General features: G+C 69.9%; 19 protein-coding genes. 6 read left to right on the plus strand and 13 right to left on the minus strand.

Annotation, left to right across the window (positions count from 1 at the left end):
* Positions 1-12 precede the first annotated feature (12 nt).
* Entirely contained in the window at positions 13-762 is a 750-nt protein-coding gene (locus tag OG609_RS23145) for a DUF4232 domain-containing protein (RefSeq protein ID WP_327274566.1), read from the minus strand.
* Positions 763-1,075: 313 nt separating this feature from the next.
* On the opposite strand from OG609_RS23145, the gene OG609_RS23150 reads away from it, so the two are divergent.
* The gene (locus tag OG609_RS23150; RefSeq protein ID WP_327274567.1) at positions 1,076-2,470 is read left to right on the plus strand and encodes a helix-turn-helix domain-containing protein; all 1,395 of its coding nucleotides are present in this window, start codon (positions 1,076-1,078) and stop codon (positions 2,468-2,470) included.
* Positions 2,471-2,517: 47 nt separating this feature from the next.
* Here OG609_RS23150 and argS read toward each other — a convergent pair whose 3' ends face one another.
* Positions 2,518-4,290, minus strand: a complete 1,773-nt coding sequence (gene argS / locus OG609_RS23155) for an arginine--tRNA ligase (RefSeq protein WP_327274568.1) — start codon at positions 4,288-4,290, stop codon at positions 2,518-2,520.
* Between the two features lie 157 nt (positions 4,291-4,447).
* Between argS and lysS the strand changes: the two genes are divergently transcribed.
* Positions 4,448-6,211, plus strand: a complete 1,764-nt coding sequence (lysS, locus tag OG609_RS23160) for a lysine--tRNA ligase (protein ID WP_327274569.1) — start codon at positions 4,448-4,450, stop codon at positions 6,209-6,211.
* Positions 6,212-6,325: 114 nt separating this feature from the next.
* On the opposite strand, the gene OG609_RS23165 is transcribed toward lysS, so the two are convergent.
* From OG609_RS23165 to OG609_RS23175, 3 genes are all read right to left on the minus strand, one after another.
* Complete coding sequence (locus OG609_RS23165) at positions 6,326-7,663, minus strand: DUF2637 domain-containing protein (RefSeq protein ID WP_327274570.1); 1,338 nt, start codon at positions 7,661-7,663, stop codon at positions 6,326-6,328.
* Between the two features lie 181 nt (positions 7,664-7,844).
* Entirely contained in the window at positions 7,845-8,621 is a 777-nt protein-coding gene (locus OG609_RS23170; RefSeq protein ID WP_327274571.1) for a DUF3558 family protein, read from the minus strand.
* 203 nt (positions 8,622-8,824) lie between these two features.
* Positions 8,825-9,706 carry a DUF3558 domain-containing protein gene (locus OG609_RS23175; protein ID WP_327274572.1) on the minus strand — a complete coding sequence of 294 codons (882 nt, stop codon included), beginning with the start codon at positions 9,704-9,706 and terminating at the stop codon, positions 8,825-8,827.
* Positions 9,707-9,876: 170 nt separating this feature from the next.
* Between OG609_RS23175 and OG609_RS23180 the strand changes: the two genes are divergently transcribed.
* The gene (locus tag OG609_RS23180; RefSeq protein ID WP_327274573.1) at positions 9,877-11,070 is read left to right on the plus strand and encodes an RtcB family protein; all 1,194 of its coding nucleotides are present in this window, start codon (positions 9,877-9,879) and stop codon (positions 11,068-11,070) included.
* Positions 11,071-11,225: 155 nt separating this feature from the next.
* On the opposite strand, the gene OG609_RS23185 is transcribed toward OG609_RS23180, so the two are convergent.
* Positions 11,226-11,984, minus strand: coding sequence for an SDR family NAD(P)-dependent oxidoreductase (locus OG609_RS23185; RefSeq protein ID WP_327274574.1), 759 nt, complete (start codon positions 11,982-11,984; stop codon positions 11,226-11,228).
* A gap of 54 nt (positions 11,985-12,038) precedes the next feature.
* Complete coding sequence (locus OG609_RS23190) at positions 12,039-12,374, minus strand: YnfA family protein (protein ID WP_093898485.1); 336 nt, start codon at positions 12,372-12,374, stop codon at positions 12,039-12,041.
* Positions 12,375-12,759: 385 nt separating this feature from the next.
* Between OG609_RS23190 and OG609_RS23195 the strand changes: the two genes are divergently transcribed.
* Entirely contained in the window at positions 12,760-13,266 is a 507-nt protein-coding gene (locus OG609_RS23195) for a MarR family winged helix-turn-helix transcriptional regulator (RefSeq protein WP_327274575.1), read from the plus strand.
* On the opposite strand, the gene OG609_RS23200 is transcribed toward OG609_RS23195, so the two are convergent.
* Complete coding sequence (locus tag OG609_RS23200) at positions 13,240-14,034, minus strand: Mut7-C RNAse domain-containing protein (protein WP_327274576.1); 795 nt, start codon at positions 14,032-14,034, stop codon at positions 13,240-13,242. The two genes, OG609_RS23195 and OG609_RS23200, sit on opposite strands and share 27 nt — an antisense overlap.
* Before the next feature lie 61 nt (positions 14,035-14,095).
* Positions 14,096-14,938, minus strand: coding sequence for an NAD(P)H-binding protein (locus OG609_RS23205; RefSeq protein WP_327274577.1), 843 nt, complete (start codon positions 14,936-14,938; stop codon positions 14,096-14,098).
* Positions 14,939-15,090: 152 nt separating this feature from the next.
* On the opposite strand from OG609_RS23205, the gene OG609_RS23210 reads away from it, so the two are divergent.
* Positions 15,091-15,528, plus strand: a complete 438-nt coding sequence (locus OG609_RS23210) for a GNAT family N-acetyltransferase (protein ID WP_327274578.1) — start codon at positions 15,091-15,093, stop codon at positions 15,526-15,528.
* A gap of 43 nt (positions 15,529-15,571) precedes the next feature.
* Here OG609_RS23210 and OG609_RS23215 read toward each other — a convergent pair whose 3' ends face one another.
* Both OG609_RS23215 and OG609_RS23220 read right to left on the minus strand, forming a co-directional pair.
* The gene (locus OG609_RS23215; protein WP_327274579.1) at positions 15,572-16,117 is read right to left on the minus strand and encodes a GNAT family N-acetyltransferase; all 546 of its coding nucleotides are present in this window, start codon (positions 16,115-16,117) and stop codon (positions 15,572-15,574) included.
* Between the two features lie 70 nt (positions 16,118-16,187).
* Positions 16,188-17,000, minus strand: a complete 813-nt coding sequence (locus OG609_RS23220; protein ID WP_327274580.1) for a helix-turn-helix domain-containing protein — start codon at positions 16,998-17,000, stop codon at positions 16,188-16,190.
* Positions 17,001-17,088: 88 nt separating this feature from the next.
* On the opposite strand from OG609_RS23220, the gene OG609_RS23225 reads away from it, so the two are divergent.
* Positions 17,089-17,661: a TIGR03086 family metal-binding protein gene (locus OG609_RS23225; protein ID WP_327274581.1), complete on the plus strand. Its 573-nt coding sequence runs from the start codon at positions 17,089-17,091 to the stop codon at positions 17,659-17,661.
* Here the strand turns inward: OG609_RS23225 and OG609_RS23230 are convergent.
* Positions 17,594-17,911: a hypothetical protein gene (locus tag OG609_RS23230; protein WP_327274582.1), complete on the minus strand. Its 318-nt coding sequence runs from the start codon at positions 17,909-17,911 to the stop codon at positions 17,594-17,596. The genes OG609_RS23225 and OG609_RS23230 overlap by 68 nt on opposite strands.
* A gap of 149 nt (positions 17,912-18,060) precedes the next feature.
* Entirely contained in the window at positions 18,061-19,221 is a 1,161-nt protein-coding gene (locus OG609_RS23235; RefSeq protein WP_327274583.1) for a hypothetical protein, read from the minus strand.
* Positions 19,222-19,226 lie beyond the last annotated feature (5 nt).

Genomic DNA, 19,226 nt, shown 5'->3' on the forward strand with positions numbered 1-19,226 from the left:
ATGCGTGAGAGGTCAGTAGGTGAGGGCGTCGGCCATGTTGCTCTGCCAGTAGGTGACGAAGCCGTTGTCGCCCCAGTGGGTGCCGGCCGGGAGCGTCAGTTCGGCAGGGGCGCCCGTGGAGCCCTGGTTGCTCCTGCCGGTGAAGTACACCGTGAGGTGGGTGCCCTCGTGCAGCTCCTGCCCGTCGGGCTCACCGGACAGCCCGATGGAGGCGTAGGCGGACTGGCCCGGCGCAAGGGTGACCACGGCCTGCGGGATGCTGTCGCGGAGGACCGGGAAGGCGGCCTGGGCGTCGTCGAAGCCGAGCGCCGGCGCGTGGTACGCGTAGCAGGGTACGGAGCCGGTGTTGGTCGCCGTGAGCAGCAGGTGGTTGATGGGGCGGCTCACCTTGCTGACGGTGACCTTGGTGTTCGAGCCGGTGCAGGTGACGGGGGACTTGCTGCCGCTTCCGGTGGTGCCGCCGCTGCTCTTCTCGCTCTTGCTGCCGCCGGTGGAGCCCTTGGACGCGGCGGAGACGTTCTCGGCGGGGGCATTGGCTGTGCCGCTGTTGGTCTCCTTGGCGCCCTTGGCGTCCTTGGCGTCCTTGCCCGAGTCCGGCGCGGTGGCGGCCGGGGACTGCTGGTCGGCGGTGCTCCCTGCCGGAGCCGCCGCTCCCGCCTTGCCGTTGTCACCGCTGCCGTTGTCGCTGCAGGCGGTGAGTGAGAGGGCGGCCAGGAGGGCGGTCGCGGCGAGGGCGGTGGTGCGGATGCGGTTGCTGCGCATGGTGGTGGTACTCCCCGTATGTGTTGGTGAGGTCGTTCAGTCAGTGATGGCAGATCAGGACCATGACGATCGCGGTCGACACGGTCACTACGCCGATTGCCACGGCATCGATCAACTCGATGCGGAAACGGGTTCGCACTGTGTCGTCCCGGTGGTCTCTGCGGTGTGGTCACAGACTGCGGGACGGCGGATTTCGGCCGCAACGCCGAACGGCCCATTGGGGAAGCTGGAATGCTTGCGCGTACTGTGACCTGGGCAGATTCCACGTCCCTGGAACGGTGTTCCGGGACGAACCAGGAGGGGGAACGCCGTAGTGGCGACGCCGGAGGCCGGGGAATTCGCGGCTCTGCTGAAGGAACTGAAGGATCGTTCGGGGCACAGCTACGGGGTTCTCGCCGGAAGACTGCACGTCAGCACATCGACGCTCCACCGGTACTGCAACGGTGACGCCGTGCCCAATGAGTACGCGCCGGTGGAGCGGCTGGGGCGGCTTTGCGGGGCGAGCCCGGACGAGTTGGTGGAGCTGCACCGGCGGTGGATCGTGGCCGATGCGGCGAGGCGGCGTCCTGCTTCCGCTCCTGATTCGGTTCCGGCTCCGGTTGCCGCTCCCGTTTCTGATTCCGGGTCCGGTGAGCCGGGAGCCGCGGCTGAGGCCGTGGCTTCGGCCGAGGACCGGGACGGAGGCGAGGGCAAGGACGACGACGCGCTCGCGCCCGAGGTCGTGACGGCCGGGGCGAGCCGGCCCCGGCGGTTCTGGTCCTCCCCGCGGGTGCGTGTCCTGCTCGCGGCCGTCGCCGTCGTCGCGCTCACCGTGCCGACCTCGATCGTCGTCAGCAATCTGTCGGGTACGGGCACGGACGATCTCAGCAACGCCCCCGCCGTGGACGCGAAGGACCCGGACGGGGCCGCGCGCGTCCGGCCCGGCCTCGACGCGAGCGTCACCGCCTCGCCCAGCGGGCCGAAGAAGTCGGGCAAACCTGTACCGTCCGGCTCGGCGACCGTCTCGTCCCCGCCGTCCGGCGGCGCCTCCGCCACGTCCGGGGGGCACGGCACGGGAGCCGGGTCGGGTGGGCAGCAGAGCGGGGGCGTACCCCTGAGCGCCACCATCAGTTCGTACAACTGGGAAGAGCCCTGCGGCCAGTACTACGTGCTGGACCAGAAGCCGAACGACGTGCCTCCGCCGCCCCCGCCGCAGGACACCCGCGGCTGGGCCAGGGCGCTCGGCGGGGTGGACGGCGGCAACATGCTGCTCGAAGTCACCGTGCAGGGGAAGTCGGGGCAGGCCGTCGTGCTGAACGGACTGCATGTGCGGACGCTGTCCCGGAAGGCGCCGCTGGCGTGGTCGGCGTACTCGATGGGGGAGGGCTGCGGGAGCGGCATCACACCGCAGTCCTTCGACATCGACCTCGACGACGGCCGGCCGACCCTCACCCCGGTGGCGGGTAAACAGGGGGACGTACGGGTGCCGCCGAAGGACTTCCCGTTCCGGGTGTCCTCCACCGATGTGGAGGTGTTCGACCTCAACGCCCATGTCGAAGGGCACGACGTCAGCTGGTACCTGGAGCTGGAGTGGAGCAGCGGCGGCCGGGAGGGGACGCTGCGCATCGACGACGGCGGGAAGCCGTTCCGTACCAGCAGCATCAAGGTGCGGCCGAAGTACATGTACCAGTACGACATGGCCCAGTGGGTGACCAAGGAGTGGGACTAGTGGTCACGGCCACCGGGCCGGTGCGTACGGGCTGACTGACGTCCCGGTCAGAGGCGCTCGGGGGTCCTGATGCCGAGCAGCTCCATGCCCTGGTGCAGGGTGCGGGCGGTGAGGTCCGAGAGGAAGAGGCGGTTCTCGGCCACATCGCCCGGGACGTCGGACTTCAGCACCGGGCACTGGTCGTAGAACGTCGTGAAGAGCGACGACAGCTGGTAGAGGTACGAGGCCAGCTTGTGCGGCTCGTACGCGGCGGCGACCTCGGCCACGACCTCGCCGAACTGGTCCAGGTGCAGGCCCAGCGCGCGCTCGGCCGGGGCCAGCTCCAGCTCCGGGTGCGGCCGGGACTTCAGCTCGCCCGCCTTGCGCTTGATGGAGCGGGACCGTGCGTGCGCGTACTGGATGTACACGCTCGTGTCGCCGGTCAGCGACACCATCTGGTCCAGGTCGAACTTGTAGTCGCGGGCGGCCGACGTCGACAGGTCCGCGTACTTCACCGCGCCGATACCGACCTGCGTGGCGCGCTCGGTGATCTCCTCGTCGGTGAGGTCCTTCGCCTTCTCGCGCACGACGGTGGACGCCCGGTCGATCGCCTCGTCCAGCAGGTCCTGCAGCCGGACCGTCTCGCCCTCACGGGTCTTGAACGGCTTGCCGTCCTTGCCGAGCACCGTGCCGAAGGCGAGCTGTACGGCCTTGACGTCCTCGTTCAGCCAGCCGGCCCGGCGGGCCGTCTCGAAGACCATCTTGAAGTGCAGGGCCTGCCGTGCGTCCACCACGTACAGCAGGGTGTTCGCCTTGAGGTTCCGGACCCGGTCGCGGATCGCGGAGAGGTCGGTCGCCGCGTAGCCGTAGCCGCCGTTCGACTTCTTGACGATCAGCGGCGCCGGGTTGCCGTCCGGGCCCTTCACATCGTCGAAGAACACGCACAGCGCACCCTCGGAGCGGACGGCGACGCCCGACTCCTCCAGGATGCGGCAGGTCTCCTCCAGCATGGCGTTGTAGCCGGACTCACCGACGATGTCGGGGTCGCGGATCTCCATGTCGAGCTTGTTGAAGACCGAGTAGAAGTAGATCTTCGACTCGTCGACGAAGCGCTGCCACAGGGAAAGGGTTTCCTCGTCACCGGCCTGGAGCGCCACGACCCGGTCCCGGGAGCGGGCCTTGAACTCCTCGTCGGCGTCGAAGAGCACCCGCGAGGCCTTGTAGAGCCGGTTCAGGGAGGACATGGCGGCCTCGCCGTCCGCCGCGCCGCCATCGGCCTCGTGGTTCAGCTCGCCCGGGTGCTCGATCAGGTACTGGATGAGCATGCCGAACTGGGTGCCCCAGTCGCCGATGTGGTGGCGCCGGACCACGGTCTCGCCCGTGAACTCCAGGATCTGCACCATCGCGGCACCGATCACCGCGGAACGGAGGTGGCCGACGTGCATCTCCTTGGCCACGTTCGGCTGCGCGTAGTCGATGACCGTGGTGCCCGCGGCGCTGTTGTACGGCACACCGAGCCGGCCCTCGTCGTCCGCGTCACGCGCGGCGAGGGTCTCGATGATCGCCCTGTCGGAGAGCGTCACATTCAGGAAGCCGGGGCCGGAGACCTCGATCTCCTTGATCAGGCCGCCCGCCGGGATCACGGCAGTGACCTGGGACGCCAGCTCGCGCGGGTTGCCCTTGAGCTTCTTGGCGAGGGCCAGGATGCCGTTGGCCTGGAAATCGGCCCGGTCGCTTCGTCGCAGCAGCGGGTCCGCGGTGCCGGCATCCGGCAGAGCTGCCGTCAGGGCGTCCGCCAGCTGCTGCTGGAGCGAGGAAGCGAGGGAATTGACCGAGGCCATGGGCTGGCTGCCGTTTCCGTAGGGGTACAAGGGATCACACCCAGTATTCCACGGTGAGTAAAGGCGTTTTCGCGCTACCGGTGGGACCTGGGAGAATGGGCGGTGCCCCTATGAGTCCCACAAGGGTGTTCCTACGAGTCCTACAAGAGAGAAGGACGTGCAGACCGTGGCTCAGAGTCAGAGCAGCACCGAGACCGACTGGGTCTCCCGCTTCGCGGACGATGTCATCGCCGAATCGGAGCGTCGTGCGCCTGGCAAACCGGTCGTCGTCGCGTCCGGTCTCTCGCCGTCGGGCCCGATCCACCTGGGCAACCTCCGCGAGGTCATGACCCCGCACCTGGTCGCCGACGAGATCCGCCGCCGGGGGTACACCGTCCGGCACCTGATCTCCTGGGACGACTACGACCGCTACCGCAAGGTTCCGGGCGGTGTCCCGGGTGTCGACGAGTCCTGGGCCGAGCACATCGGCAAGCCGCTGACCTCGGTGCCCGCCCCGGCCGGGTCCACGTACCCGAACTGGGCCGAGCACTTCAAGGCCGCCATGACCGCCGCGCTGGACGAGCTGGGCGTCGAGTACGACGGCATCAGCCAGACCGAGCAGTACACGGTGGGCGCGTACCGCGAGCAGATCCTGCACGCGATGAAGCACCGGGCCGACATCGACGCAGTCCTCGACCGGTACCGGACGAAGAAGGACCCGGCGGCCGGAGCCAAGGGCGGCAAGAAGCCGCAGCAGCAGAAGAAGGTAGACGAGGCCGAGCTGGAGGCCGAGGCGGGCTCCGGCGCGGCCGGTGAGGACGACGGCAGCGGCGGCTCGGCCGGCTACTTCCCGTACAAGCCCTACTGCGGCAACTGCGAGAAGGACCTCACGACCGTCACGTCGTACGACGACGACAGCACCGAGCTGAACTACACCTGCACGTCCTGCGGCTTCGCCGAGACCGTCCGGCTGAGCGAGTTCAACCGCGGCAAGCTGGTCTGGAAGGTCGACTGGCCGATGCGCTGGGCGTACGAAGGCGTGATCTTCGAGCCGAGCGGCGTGGACCACTCCTCGCCGGGCTCCTCGTTCGTCGTCGGCGGCCAGATCGTCCGTGAGATCTTCGACGGCGTACAGCCGATCGGCCCGATGTACGCCTTCGTCGGCATCTCCGGCATGGCGAAGATGTCCTCCAGCAAGGGCGGCGTGCCGACTCCGGCCGACGCGCTGAAGATCATGGAGGCGCCGCTGCTGCGCTGGCTGTACGCGCGCCGCAGGCCCAACCAGTCCTTCAAGATCGCCTTCGACCAGGAGATCCAGCGGCTCTACGACGAGTGGGACTCGCTGGCGCGCAAGGTCGCGGACGGCTCGGTGCTGTCCGCCGACGCCGCCGCGTACGCGAGGGCCATCGGCACGGCCGCCGGTGAGCTGCCGCGCACGCCGCGCCCGCTGCCGTACCGCACCCTCGCTTCGGTCGTCGACATCACGGCCGGGCACGACGAGCAGACGTTGCGCATCCTGAGCGAGCTGGACCCGGAGAACCCGCTGACCTCGCTGGACGAGGCCCGGCCCCGGCTCGACCGCGCCGAGAACTGGATCACCAGCCAGGTCCCGGCCGAGGCCCGCACGATCGTCCGCGCTGAGCCGGACAAGGAACTGCTCGGCTCGCTGGACGAGCAGGGCCGTGAGTCGCTGCGGCTGCTCCTGGAGGGGCTGGACTCGCACTGGTCGCTGGACGGGCTCACCACGCTCGTCTACGGCGTGCCGAAGACCCTGGCGGGCCTGGAGCCGGACGCCAAGCCGACGCCCGAGCTGAAGGCCGCGCAGCGGTCGTTCTTCGCGCTGCTGTACCGGCTGCTGGTCAGCCGGGACACGGGGCCGCGGCTGCCCACGCTGCTGCTGGCCGTGGGCGCTGAGCGGGTGCGCAGACTACTCAGTGAGTAGGCTGCTGGGCGCGTAGGTGCCTTTTGTACGGAGGGCCGTCACCCGGTGATTCGGGTGACGGCCCTCCGTATTTGCCGGTTCCGTCCTTGAACGCCGGACGGGCCGGGCGGGGGCCTACGCGATGTGGTTCTCCGCCATCTCGTTGTCGAAGCGCTGCTTGAACCCCGGCAGGAGGCGGCGGAGCAGGGCCGAGCTGCGGGGGTGCCTGACGTTGTGGCCGTCCGAGAGGTGTATGTCGAGGACCTCCGCACTCGGGTAGTCCTGGTGCGCGTGCGTGTACGCGGTGAACACCTCGTACGCGATCTTGCTGAACTCGACTTCGGCCTCGGCCCATTCGGAAGGGTCGGGCTCCTGCTGCTGCACGGGCCGGGGTTCCGGCTCCGGCTCCTCGGACCGGGGCTCCGGCTGGGGTTCCGCGGCGCGGGGGCCCGGGACGGCGCCGATGGTGCCCACGTTGCCCAGGGGGCGGGTGCGGCCGCCGGGGCCCGACGGGACCATGACCGGGGTGGGCTCCAGGCCCTCGACGTACGTCGGGTTGTACGCACTCTCGTACGTGTCGTCCGGCGCCTGGGACGCCGCGAACCACGGGCTCTCGTGCGAGCCGGGGCCCTCCTGGGGCCACTCCTCGGCGGCGGCCGGGTCGGAGGGGTGGGCGTGCTGCTGCTGTTGCTCGTGCTCCTGCTGGGGGTGAGGTTCGGCGTACGGCAACTCGGGCTGGTACTCGCCCGGTTCGACCAGGGCCGGGGCCGGGGGCAGCAGGGCCGGTTCGATGCCTGCGGCGGCGAGGCCGGCCGGTCCGGTCTCGGCCAGTGGAACGCCGTACTTCGCCAGGCGCAGCGGCATCAGGGACTCGACGGGTGCCTTGCGGCGCCAGTTGCGGCCGAAGCGGGCCTGGAGGCGGGCCTGGTAGATGAGCCGGTCCTGTTCGAGCTTGATGACCTGCTCGTACGACCGGAGCTCCCAGAGCTTCATCCGCCGCCACAGCCGGAACGTCGGCACGGGGGAGAGCAGCCAGCGGGTGAGTCGCACGCCCTCCATGTGCTTGTCGGCCGTGATGTCGGCGATCCGGCCGACGGCGTGCCGGGCGGCCTCGACGGAGACGACGAACAGCACCGGGATGACCGCGTGCATGCCGACGCCGAGCGGGTCGGGCCAGGCGGCGGCGCCGTTGAAGGCGATCGTCGCGGCGGTCAGCAGCCAGGCCGTCTGGCGCAGCAGCGGGAACGGGATGCGCAGCCAGGTCAGCAGCAGGTCCAGGGCGAGCAGGACACAGATGCCCGCGTCGATGCCGATGGGGAAGACCAGCGAGAAGTTGCCGAAGCCCTTCTGCAGGGCGAGCTCGCGCACCGCAGCGTACGAACCCGCGAAACCGATCGCGGCGATGAGCACCGCACCGGCGACCACGAGCCCGATGAGTATCCGGTGGGTGCGTGTCAGCTGCATCGCGGCCACCCGCGTTCCCCTCCCCGTTTCCCTTGTCCGACGTCCTGTTCCGACTTCTGGCGGGCACAGCCTGGCACATGAGGGAGCGGCGTGTTGCGCGGGGAGGGGCGAAGCCCGGTACTCGGGGGAGGACCGGGCTTCGTAAAACTGCTTCCGGGCAGGGGCGTTGGGGCAGGCCCTGCCGAGTCGGCTAGCTCGTCTTCTTTTCCGTGGCCTTCTCGCTGGGCTTGGCCGACCCGCTCGGCGCGTCCGACTTCGTGCCGGCGGCGACCGAGGCCACTGCCTCCTTGGCCGCCTTCTCGGCACCCTTCAGGATGTCGTCGGCGGACGGAGTCTTCGCGCCCGCGTAACCCGCGCCGTTGTAGGTGAGGGTGACGACGACGTTCCCCGTACGGGCCACGACCGTTGCGTACTTGAAGTCCTCACTCGTCTTGGTGAGGTCATATGTGATCTTGGTGGCCTGCTCGCCGATGCCGGAGACAGGAGCCTCGGCGACCTTCTTCGCACCCTCGGTCGCCTTGGCCTTGGCGACCTGCTTCGCGTAGTCCTGTTGCGCGCGCTTGGCGCCGCTGCCCAGGGCCTGGTCCGAGTCGAAGCGGGTGAAGCCGACGTCGAGCCAGCGGTACTGGGAACCCTTCACTCCGTTGTCGTCGAGGCCGTTCCAGGAGCAGCCCGCGCGGTACGCGGTGTCGCTGGAGCTGGCAGGCGTACCGCCCTTGGACTTCGCCTTGGGGACCAGGGAGGTGACCGTCTTCGCACTGATCGACTTGCACGGGTCGGGCAGCGCGGCGAACTTCGCCGGCTCGACGGTCGCTTCCGACTTCTTCGCGCTCGGCGCGGCGGAAGACGAGGACGAACCCGAGCCCTTCTTGTCGCCGGAGTCCGACGAGCAGCCGGCGACGACGAGCATCACCGGAACGGCGGCGCAGGCGAGTATGCGGGAGAGTCGCGGGGCTGAACGGTGCATGGTTCCTTCACTCGGGTGGCGCGGCGGGCGGGCTGCCAGGTGGTCGGCGCGATCGGGCGGTCGGGCGGTCGGGCGTCGGCGGTCGGCGGGTGGTTCAGCGGGTGTTCCGGAGGGCCACGGTACGACGGACGGCGACCGGATGCCGCCTCGGTCGGGTACCCGGCGGACGCGGGCGACACCGGTCCGGGGTGCCCCGGGCGGGGCTATTCGCTGAACTTGTCGACCAGCTTCCGGGCCAGCGACTGGGCCTTGTCCTGCAGTTCCTTGCTGTCGGGGGGTCCGGTGGGGACGGCCGGCTGCTCGGTGTACTCGATGGTCACGATGACGTTCGATGTGCGGAATACCACGCTCACCGTGCGGTTCTGTGCGGTGGAACCTGCCCGAGTGAGTAGATCGTCCAGAAATGCACCGTCTCCGAGGTCATCGAGGGTGCGAGGCAGAAGGCTCTCGTCGGCGCTGCCTGCGCTGCCTGCGCTGCCTGCGCTGCCGTCCGTGCTGCCGCCGGTGTCGCTGCCGTTCTCGCCTGCGGGATCGTTCGCGTTCCCGTCTTCGGAGGCCGGGCCCGACAGGGCGTGCGAGGCGGAGCCCGACGCGGAGTCCGAGGAGGGGGATGTCCGCTTCTCCGCGTCCTTCGTGCTGCTGGGTGCGGCGGAGGGTGAGGACAGACCGGCGGCGGTCTCCTTCTTCGTGTACACCTCGCGGGCGCGGTCGTCATCGCTCACCGAGGGGTCGTAGGACACGACACGCTCGAAGTCGATGAAGAGAGTGTGCGAGGCGTCGGGGGCCTCGGACTTCCAGCGGCAGCCGACCCTGCGGTCGGTGTCGTAGGTGATGGTGGCCGCGCCCTCGTACACCTTCTTCTGCTGGTCCTCGGGGAGTTCGGCGGCGACCGGGAGCAGGTCCTTCAGCGCGGACGGCGCAACGGCGCGGCAAGGGTCGGGGAGAGTGCGGTACTTGCCGGGGGCCGCCGCGGCGACGGTCGCCTCGCCGGGCTTGCTGTCGGGGGCGGAGCCACCCGTTCCGGTGCTGGCACTGCAGCCGACGACAAGCGCTGCCAGTAGCGCGGTGCCGGGTACGTACGCCATTCGTCGCACGGTCCTGGGCTCCCTTCGTGCGAAAAACGGTTGCCGCTCGATGGCGACCGGTTGACACAATGTGTATCGCACGCGCCGCTGTGAATGCCGGTCGGCCGACTCATTTGCCGACCTTGGCACCGGTTTTGCGCTTTCAGGCTTTTCGGGGGAATCGAGGAACTATGTCGTATGTAGAGGTGCCGGGCGCGAAGGTCCCCATCCGCATGTGGGCCGACCCGGCCTCGGTCGAGGACGTCGCGATGCAGCAGCTGCGCAACGTGGCCACTTTGCCCTGGATCAAGGGTCTTGCCGTCATGCCGGATGTCCACTTCGGCAAGGGGGCGACGGTCGGTTCGGTGATCGCGATGCACGGTGCGGTCTGTCCGGCGGCGGTCGGCGTGGACATCGGCTGCGGAATGTCCGCGGTGAAGACCTCCCTGACGGCCAATGACCTGCCGGGCGACCTGTCCCGGCTGCGGTCGAAGATCGAGCAGGCGATTCCGGTGGGCCGCGGCATGCATGACGAGGCCGTGGAGCCGGAGCGGCTGTACGGCTTCCGGGCGCCGGGCTGGGACGACTTCTGGGGGCGGTTCGACGGGGTCGCCGATGCGGTCAAGTTCCGTCAGGAACGTGCCACGAAGCAGATGGGAACGCTCGGATCGGGCAACCACTTCATCGAGTTCTGCCTCGATGAGTCGGGTTCGGTCTGGCTGATGCTGCACTCCGGATCGCGGAACATCGGCAAGGAACTGGCCGACTTCCACATCGGGCAGGCGCAGAAGCTGCCGCACAACCAGGACTTGATCGACCGCGACCTGGCCGTATTCATCGCCGACACCACGCAGATGGCGGCGTACCGGAACGACCTGTTCTGGGCGCAGGAGTACGCGAAGCACAACCGCGCCATCATGATGGCGCTCTTCCAGGACGTGGTCCGCAAGGAGTTCAAGAAGGCCAAGGTCACCTTCGAGCCGGTCATCTCCTGCCACCACAACTACGTGGCGGAGGAGCGGTACGAGGGCATGGACCTGCTGGTCACGCGGAAGGGGGCGATCCGTGCGGGTTCCGGGGACTTCGGGATCATTCCGGGCTCGATGGGCACCGGCTCGTACATCGTGAAGGGCCTCGGGAACGAGAAGTCCTTCAACTCGGCCTCGCACGGCGCCGGCCGGAAGATGAGCCGCAACGCTGCGAAGCGGCGCTTCTCGACGCGGGACCTGGAGGATCAGACGCGGGGCGTGGAGTGCCGCAAGGACTCCGGCGTCGTGGATGAGATTCCGGCCGCGTACAAGCCGATCGAGCAGGTCATCGAGCAGCAACGGGACCTGGTGGAGGTCGTCGCCAAGCTCAAGCAGGTTGTGTGTGTGAAGGGTTGAGGCCTTTTGCGCGCGACTGAACGGAGGCCCTCCGGACGGAAGGACCTCTGAACGGAGGAGCCCCGGACGCGGGTGGTGTGTCCGGGGCTCCTTCTGGGCTCCGGGCTCTTTCGGGTCTTCGCCGGGCCCAGGCGGTGCGGGTCAGGCGGTGCGGGTCAGGTGGTGCGGTGGACCTTGGTGTTGGAGGCCTGGGCGCGGGGGCGGACCACCAGGAGGTCGATGTTGACGTGGCTGGGGCGGGTGACGGCCCAGGTGATGGTGTCGGCCACGTCGTCTGCGGTGAGGGGGGCCTCGACGCCCGCGTACACCTTCGCCGCCTTCTCGGTGTCACCGCGGAAGCGGGTCGTGGCGAATCCCTCCGTCTTGACCATGCCCGGGGCGACCTCGATGACCCGGACCGGGGTGCCGACGATCTCCAGGCGGAGGGTCTCGGCCAGGACGTGTTCGCCGTGCTTGGCGGCCACGTAGCCGCCGCCGCCCTCGTAGGTGGCGAGGCCTGCGGTGGAGGAGAGGATCACGATCGTGCCGTCCCCGCCCGCGGTGAGGGCGGGGAGCAGGGCCTGGGTGACGTTGAGCGTGCCGATGACGTTCGTCTCGTACATCTGGCGCCAGTCGGCGGGGTCGCCGGTGGCGACGGGGTCGGCGCCGAGTGCGCCGCCGGCGTTGTTGACGAGGACGGCGAGGGTACGGAACGCCGTGGCGAACTCGTCCACCGCATCGCGGTCGGTGACATCCAGGGCGTAGGCCGTTGCCTGGTGGCCCGCCTCGTTGATCTCGGCGGCGAGCGTCTCGATGCGGTCCTTGCGACGGGCGGTCAGGACTACGCGGTAGCCGGCGGCGGCCAGCTGTCGGGCGGTCGCGGCGCCGATGCCGCTGCTCGCTCCGGTGATGACGGCGATCGGGATGGCGGCCATGGCGGACTCCTCGGGCAGCTGATCGGTACGGGGCCAGGATAGGCAGGTGCGCGGTCAGTGGTTGCGCGGGGCGTACATGATCACGGCCATGCCGGCCAGGCAGATCAGCGCGCCGATCACGTCCCAGCGGTCGGGGCGGTAGCCGTCGGCGACCATGCCCCAGGCGATCGAGCCCGCGACGAAGACACCGCCGTACGCGGCGAGGATGCGGCCGAACTCGCCGTCCGGCTGGAGCGTGGCGACGAAACCGTAGGCACCCAGCGCGATGACGCCCGCGCCGATCCAGATCCAGCCCCGGTGCTCACGCAAGCCCTGCCAGACGAGCCAGGCGCCGCCGATCTCGAAGAGCGCGGCGATGACGAACAGAGCGACAGAGCGGGCGACGACCATGGAGTCAGGGTGTCATGGGCGGCGAGGGAGAGGGCGCGCCGAACAGGTGGGTGAATATGGACGATTCGGGGTGATCTGCATCTTCGGGGCATGTTGGTGACACGTAGAGCTGCGCCCGTGGTGTTCGCCGCGGCGACGGCTGCGACTGTGGTGCTGGGGATGGGTGGCGCGGCTGCGGCTGCGACCGTGACTGCCGGTGCGCCGGAGGTGGTGGCCGGGGGCATTGCGCCCCGCAGTCGTCGGGGCGGACGAGCAGGGAGGTGGTGCGGTCGCCCCTCCAGTGGGTGTGCAGCAGCGGGGCCGGTGATGCCGGAGCGGCGGCGTCGTCGGGGGGTGACGAGGACGAACGTGCCTTCGTGTGTTATCTGCTTCGTACACTCTCTGCATGCCACAGAAGCCCCGGGCCCGCCGCAGTGCGCTGATGGCCGAGCTGACCGTCGAGTCGCGCCGCTACATGGCCGCGTACGCCCTCTTCAACCAGGCCGTCGCGGACCATCTGCGGCTCCACCCGACCGATCTGCAGTGCCTCAATCTGCTCAGTCTGGAGACGGTGCCGGTCACCACGGGCCGCATCGCGGAGCTGACCGGGCTCACCACGGGGTCGGCGACCCGGCTGGTCGACCGGCTGGAGCGGGGCGGCTATGTGACACGCGAGCGTGACACGGCCGACCGGCGGCGGGTGCTCGTCACGACCGTCCCGGAGCGGATGGCGGAGATCGGTGCGGTGTGGGAGCGGCTGAACGGGGCGTGGGCGGCGATGTTCGAGGCGTACGACGATGACGAAGTGGCTCTGCTCATTGCCCATATGCGGCGGACGGTCGAGCTGAGTGCACTGCAGGTCACGGCGTTGCGGGAGGGGGCCTCGTCAGTCTCCGGCCCCGGACGGGCTTGACGGCGCCCGGTCGTGGTCGTTCTCCTCGGTGTCGTCCGGGGGAGTGGGCGCGAAGTCGTGGAGCGCCTTCGTGACGATCGCATCCAGGCGGGAGTGGTGGGCCCCCCGCCAGTAGACGCGGTCGCACTCCGTGCACTGCGCGAAGACGTCGTACGAGCGCCGGGTGCCGTGCTCCAGATGGTCGCTGACGGAGTCCTTGTCGGCCGCCTTCAGCGGGCCGTTGCAGGCGGTGCATCTGGTCCAGGGGGCCAGATGCGGCGTGAACCGCTCCAGCACGTCGCGCAGTTGGTCATCCGGCCGGTCGCTGTAGACGTACGCCCCGGCCCAGATCTCCCGCCGGTGCAGGAGCCCGCGGTCCCGGGAGAGCAGTACGCGGCGTTCGTCCGCCGACCGGGTGGCCAGCGCGGCATCACCGATGTCCTCGCTCTCGTACGCCGCATCGACGCCCAGCAGCCGAAGCCGCCGGGCGAGCGTGCCGAGGTGGACGTCGAGCAGGAACCGCAGGGGTGCGCCCGGGACGCGCTGGGGGCGTTCCACGGCGCGTACCTCGACCAGCTCGCCCGCCCCCGGGATGTGCGAGACGGGTACGGGGCGGCCGTCGACCAGGAGCTGTCCGGCCTCGGTGAGCGGGATGCCGAGCGACTCCACGACATGACCGAGGGTGGAGGAGCCGTCGGTGGTCACGGCAGAGCGTCCCCTGCGGCGTGCATGGGCGACGAAGAGCCGCAGTGCGGGGTCGACTTCGAGGTGGATCTCCGGTCCGTTCACCTCGTCAGGATGTCATTGCGCGGGGTGCGTCAGCCAGGGGTTTCGGCGCCGGGGGCAGGGCTCAGCGGCGGAAGGCTGCCGCGTGTTCCTGGGCCCAGGTGGCGAAGGCGCGGGCCGGGTGGCCGGTCAGCTTCTCCGTGTCGCCGGTCACCTCGGCCGGTGAGCCGTCCGTGGCGGCCGAGTAGGCGAGCAGCGCGTCGGCGATCGGCTCGGGAACGAAGGGGGCCACGGATTTCTTCCAGGCCTCCCCGGTCACGGTGTCGACGGTGATGGGGCGCCCGGCCGCCGCCGCCAGCAGGTCGATCTGTTCGGCGGCGGTGAGAGATTCGGGGCCGGTCAGGTGGTATGCCGCGCCCTGCAGCCGAGGGTCGGTGAGAACGGTGAGGGCGGCCTCGGCGATGTCGGTCCCATGGATCGGGCTGGTGTGGCTGCGGGGGTGGGGGAGGCCGACGGAGCCGTGGGTCCGTACCGACTCCGCCCACTGGTAGGCGTTGCTCGCGAAGGCGCCGGGGCGGAGCAGCGTCGTGGTGAGGGGCGAGGCTGTCAGGGCCTGTTCCACCGCGTGGTGGGAGGCGGCGATCGGGTTGCCGTGGGCGTCCGGGCCGAGGGCCGAGCTGGAGGACAGCAGCACGATGTGGCCGACTCCGGCGGTCTCGGCCGCGGAGAGGAAGGCGTCGATGCCGGACGCCTCGGCGTAGAGGAAGACGGAGTCGACCCCGTCGAGAGCGGTCGCGAAGGTGGTGGGATCGCCGAGATCGCAGGCCACGATCGGTACGTCGGCGGGCAGGGTGGTGAGCTTCTCGGGGGTGCGCGAGGCGGCACGTACGGCGTGGCCGTCCCGGTGCAGGAGTGAGACGAGCGTGGAGCCGATACGGCCTCGGCATCCGGTGACGAGGGTGAGCATGGGGTGGAGCCTCCTCTGATCATTTTTTATCTGTGATGCGCATAAGCTGCGCGACGCAGATGAATATCCTGGAGTAGGGCCCGCCCGTCAAACGGTTTCGGGCGTGCCCGAAGCGGATGGGCCCGGGCGGCCCCGGCGCCTACAGTTCCCGCATGAAGATCCTCGACCTCGAACCCGGCGATGCCCGACTGGCCGCCGACCTGCTTCCCGTCCTGCGCGAACTCCGCCCGCACCTCACCGAGGACCTCTTCCGGGAGGTGTACGCGAAGGGGCACGCACAGGGGCTGCGGTTCAGCGCCGCCTACGACGACGAGGGCACCTGCGTGGGCGCGGCCGGCTGGCGCATCGTCGACAACACCAGCCAGATCCGGATGCTGTATGTGGACGACCTGGTCACCGCCGAAGGCGCCCGTTCCACCGGTGTCGGCCGCCGGCTCCTCGGGCATCTCGAAGGGCGGGCCAGGGAGGCCGGCTGTCTGCACCTCAACCTGGACTCGGGCACGCAACGCACCGACGCCCACCGCTTCTATCTGCGGGAGCGGCTGAGCATCGTCGCGTTCAACTTCGACAAGGTCCTTGATCTGGACTGAGCTCAAGGCCGGGCCCGGTGTGGGCCTGAGCGTGGGCCGAGGTTCAGCGCCCAGCGTCCGGGGCGTCCGGGGTGAGGTCCAGCTGCCAGTCGTTCGTCAGCAGCACATTGCCGGGCGGGTACTCGAAGTCGCACTTGCCGATCAGGGTGAAGCCGGCCTTGCGGCACACCGCGTTCGACGCGCCGTTGTCGACGGACGGATAGGCGTGCAGATAGCGGTGCTTGTGCTCGGCGCGGGCCTGTTCGGCGACGGCTGTCGTGGCGGCCGTCGCGATGCCCAGGCCCTGGTATCCGGGGAGGACGGCCCACCCCGTCTCGTACACCTCCCGGCCCTGCCAGGTCCGCTCCCAGAAACCGATCGTGCCCACGGCCTCGCCCCCGTCGGCCAGGGCGATGCGGAACATCCTGCCTCCGCCCGTCCGGTCCGCGCTCATCGCCACGTAGCGCTCGTGACGCGCTATGAGCTGCTCCTCCGTCTCGGGGCCGCCCAGATGGTCCATCAGCTCCGGTGCGTTGGCGCGGCGGAGCAGCTCCAGGTCGGCGTCCGACCAGGGCTCGATCCGTACGGATGATGAAGCGGTGCGTTCCATGCCAAAACTGTAGGACGCGGCACTGACAGCCGGATGGGACTTGGGTAATCGGAGGGGGCCCTCCGGCAAATCAGCGTGGGGTGAACGCGGTCGGCGGAACACCGACCGTGGCTGTGAAGTCTCTGATCAGGTGGGCCTGGTCGCTGTAACCGAGCTCCGCGGCGAGTGCCGCCCAGTCCACCTCCGGGTCCGACTCGGCCCGCTCCAGCGCCTCGTGGATGCGGTAGCGGAGGATGACCCACTTGGGGCCGACGCCGACGTACGCGGCGAAGAGCCGTTGGAGCGAGCGCGACGACAGCCCTTCGATGCGGGCGAGTTCGTCGACACGGCGCACCGTGCGGTCAGTACGCACCAGCTCGACCAGGGCCATCGCACGTTCGGCCTGCGGGTCCGGTTCCGGGCCGAGCCCCAGCAGATACGCGTCGAGTGCCGCCACCCGTGCGTCCTCGTCCGCCGGGTCCAGCACGGCCGACGGCGGGGCGGGCGGGGCGAACACCTCGCCCGCGGGGAGCCGCCGCCCCGTCCACTCCGATACCGGCCGGTCCGGTGCGAACGGGCGGAATCCGCCGGGCCGGAACTGCGCACCGCAGACCCGCCCCCGGCCCTCCAGCTTCTGCGTGAAGAGCTCCAGACCGATGCCCGAGACCTCTGCGAACCCGGCACCGTGGTCCTCACCGGTCCCGTACCGCTGGAAGACCAGATTCACGGACGGGTGCGGCACCAGATGGGAGGCGTACGGCTTCGGCAGATCCCAGTCGATGAGCCAGTAGTGCTCCAGGTACGGCCGCAGTGCAGGGGCGGGCTCGCGGCGGCGGAAACGTACCTGCGCGAAGAGTTCGGGGGCGTCGACGATGCCCCGGGTGTCGCGTCGAGGACCTGCCATGGCGGCGATCCTATGACGCGCGGAACTCCGTGGGGGCAGTGTCGCGTTTCTTCAAGCACCGGTCGGCTCCGGCACGCAGGGTCGAAGCATGAAGAAGATCAGCGAGTTGCTGGAAGCGGCCGCCGGGCGGGCCGTCCCCGTGATGCACGGGATCGACGACAACAGCCTGGGAGACCCCACACCGTGCGCGGAGTACGACGTACGGGCCCTGGTCAACCATCTCTTCCAAGTGGTCGTCAACTTCCAGGCCCTGGCGGCCAGGGAGCAGGCCGACTTCGGCGAGGTGCCGGACGCCGTCACGGGGGACTGGCGGGCCCGCTTCGGCGAGGAGACGGCGAAGCTGGTGGCGGCCTGGGCCGTGCCCGGCGCCGACGAGGGGACCGCGGGGTCCATGGGGCTCCCGGCCAGGACCGTCGGGAACATGGTGCTGGGCGATCTGACCGTTCATGCCTGGGATCTGGCCCGTGCCACCGGCCAGGAGTTCGTTCCGGACGAGTCCGTGCTGAGCGAGATCGGTCCCGGGCTGGCCGCGATGGCGCCGATGGCCCGGGAGGCGAAGGTGTTCGGCGAGCCCCATCCCGTACCGGACGGGGCTAGCCCCTTCGAGCAGGTGCTGGCGCTGACCGGCCGGGATCCGGGCTGGCGGCCTCCCGGCGCGTGACGCCGGGGGCCGGAGGGTGTGTGTCCGGCGAACCCGGGCTGTCGTAGAGGCCGCCCAGCCTCGTGTAGGCGCCGTCGACGATGTCCTCGGCGTCCACCAGCATCGCGCGCTCGGCCAGCCGCGCCGCCTGATGCGTGTACGGGGACGGCGGCGCGGGGTGCCGACGCCGCCACCAGCTCTCGCACGCCGCGTAGATACCGCCGGCGAAGACCAGCACGGGGATGGACAGGGCCAGCAGAGTGTCGCCCATGGCAGGCCTCCTCACGGCACGGAAACAACGTAGATGTCTTCTGCATCGGCAGGATCGGCAGGTCAGCTGAAGATCATTCTTCGGCCAATGTATGGCCGAATGCGGGTGATTGGGGGGCGGGAGCCTTGGGCTGACGCCCCCGGCGCGGCCTACCGGCTCCACACATGCACGGCGTCGCCCGCCTCCGACACCGTGTACCAGGTGCCGTCGCCGAGGGCCGTGACTCCGCCCGATACCGGGAAGGGGTACGCGATCTGTGCCACCACCCGCATCTGCGCAGCGTCCGCGCTCACCAGCCAGTGGCGCTCCTCGCCGTACTCCTCGTCCCTCTCCGACGTACCGGCGATGACGGTCTCCTCGTCGAGGAAGCCGCACTCGTAGTCCCAGAGCGTCTCGTCGGCGTCCTTGTCGTCGAGATCGGCCTCGGGGTGGCGGGGAATGGCGTTCTCGGTGTCGAGTTCGGACAGTACGGAACCGTCGTCGACCCGGTGCACGCCGAGTGTCTCCTCGTAATGAGTCACCGTCAAAAAGCGCTCGCCCGAAGGGCTCACCGCCATCAGGACCCGCTCGTCGTCGCAGAACCGCTCGACGGAGAGCTTCTCGCCGTCCCACCGGCCCCACAGCATCGGCACTCCGTCCTGGCCCTCGCCGACGCTCAGCCCCATCCGGGAGGGGTCCGGGTGCGGGACATGATCCGAGCCCGCGGCGACGGTCTCCGCGTCCGCCCGGCCGAGCACCTGCCCGTCGGCGGCGTCGATGACCAGCCACTCGTCCAGCGCCTCCGGGTCGGGTCCGGCATCCGCGACGGGGCCGCGGATGTGGGCCCACACCAGTGTCCCGTCCGCCGAGAACACGGCCGAGCCGCTGTCCGCGTACAGATGCGAACGGTCGGTCGCGTACTCCTCGTACGACGTGTGGAGCGTGCGGCAGCTGCCGTCCCAGCAGCCGTGCCGGACCTCCCAGCGCACCGCGCCCGTCGGGTCCACCGCGCGCAGCGCGTGCACCCCGGCGAAGACCGCGAGATCACCGCTCGGCGCCACCGTGCAGGTACCGAAGCGGCGGGGCCAGGGCGCGGGGAAACGGATCGCCGGGGCGCCCTCGGTGTCCGGGTCGACGGCGACCAGCTCGGTGTCGCTGCGCTGGAGGAGCAGACGCCGGCCGGAAGCGGGCTGCCCGTCGCCGGATGCGGGCCGCATGTCCTCCTGATGTGCGGGCCACCGCAGGAGGTGCGGGGCGTCCGCAGCGTCCTGCTTGCGGTCCAGCGGTGCGGCGAGCGTGGTGACAAGACGTGCGGCGGCAGCCTTGGCCATGGGTC

The organism is Streptomyces sp. NBC_01224 (assembly GCF_036002945.1).
Classification (GTDB): Bacteria; Actinomycetota; Actinomycetes; order Streptomycetales; family Streptomycetaceae; genus Streptomyces.